The following is a 1,513-nucleotide window of genomic DNA, read 5'->3' as shown; positions in this document are numbered from 1 at the left end:
ATCGTCGGCCCGCGCATCGTGGACCAACTGACCCAGGCTCTCCCGGCCATCGACGTCAAGCTTTCTCCGGAAACCCTGAAAGAGCTCGACGCGATTTTCCCCGGCCCCGGCGGCGAAGCCCCGCAGGCGTACTCCTGGTAAAGACGGACCGCGGGCCCATGCCCCGGATTCCCGGAAGTGCTCTTCGGGCGGCCCCCAAGCACGAGGAGCACTCTTCCATCAACGACACATTTTTACCGAAGGCGGTGAATATGGGATCCACTGAACCGCTCACCCTGGAACAACGGGTGACGCGCCTTGAAGATATGGAAGCAATCAAGAAGCTCAAGGCCCGGTATGCAGAATTTCTTGACGCCGGGTACGACCCGGAAGGCATCGCGGGACTTTTCGCCGAGGACGGCAGATGGATCATCGAAGGCGTGACCATCACCGGCACTGAAGCCATCAAGGAACAATGCCGCCGGCTGGTCCACGGTCAGCCCTGGTCCTGCCACAACATCACCCCCTCGATTATCGAGATAGACCCGGACGGCACGCGGGCCACAGGCAGTTTTTACATGCTGACCTTCCTGACCTTGCGGGACACCCAGGGCAAAGACGGCGCCTTTTTCCTGCCCGGCATTTTCCGGGACACCTTCATCAAGAAGAACGGCCGCTGGTACATTCAGGAAGTGGAGGCCCACGTGCGCCAAGCCGCGCCCTGGACCGAAGGCTGGGTCAAGGGCGGATTCGCACAGGGCTTTTTCGATCTCAAAAACGGAGAATAACAATGCATAAAACACTTCTCAGAATGCTCGCGGTCACCGCGCTTCTGTTCGCTTCACTGGGCGCTGCTCCGCTTCACAGCCTGGCCGCTGGCCTCGCCTATGACGAGCATACCAGAGGCCCGGCGCCCATTCCGCCTTCGGAGCGCAACCTGCAGACCGTGACCGCGGAACAGTGGCTCAAAGTGGCGGACAAAAACGACATCCTGGAAGGCGCCATTTTCGATGCCAGGGGCAATCTCCTCTTCTGCGACGTCAGCAACGGGCGGGTGCTGCGCGCCACGCCGGACAAGAAACTCTCGACCTTCGTTGATCTGGACGGCTATTCGCCGGGCGGCATCGCCTTCCATAAAGACGGGCGCCTGTTCATCGCCGCCCTGGATTCCACCTACACCAAGGGGGCCATCTTCGCGGTAAACCCGGACGGCAAGGGTCTGCGCGCAATCGTCTCGCCTGACGCCGGATACCTGCCCAACGACCTGGTCATGGACGCGCACGGCGGTTTTTATTTCACGGACTTCAAGGGTTCGCCCACGCAGCCCAAGGGCGGGGTCTACTATGTCTCGCCTGATTTCAAGACCATAACCTGCGTGGCGCCAAACCTGGCCATGGCCAACGGCGTGGCCCTCAGCCCGGACGGGGCGTACCTGTGGGTCACGGAATTCGGCCGTAACCTGCTGCATCGGGTGGAATTGGCGGACGCAACGACCATGGGCCCCATCGGCACGTCCATACCGTACCGCTTCGCC

The 1,513-nt window shown here is 61.5% G+C and carries 2 protein-coding genes; both read left to right on the top strand.

The genetic code is table 11. The features are described 5' to 3' along the window. The first annotated feature begins 251 nt into the window (after positions 1–251). A complete protein-coding gene (locus V6C07_RS10980; protein WP_333536520.1) occupies positions 252–767 on the top strand; it encodes a nuclear transport factor 2 family protein in 516 nt (171 codons plus the stop codon). Positions 768–769: 2 nt separating this feature from the next. After that, a partial coding sequence (locus V6C07_RS10975) for an SMP-30/gluconolactonase/LRE family protein (RefSeq protein ID WP_333536519.1) occupies positions 770–1,513 on the top strand: 744 nt, incomplete at its 3' end.

Source organism: Desulfovibrio sp. 1214_IL3152 (assembly GCF_036763055.1).
In the GTDB taxonomy this organism is placed as follows: domain Bacteria; phylum Desulfobacterota; class Desulfovibrionia; order Desulfovibrionales; family Desulfovibrionaceae; genus Desulfovibrio.
This window is presented reverse-complemented; position numbering and strand designations above follow the sequence as displayed.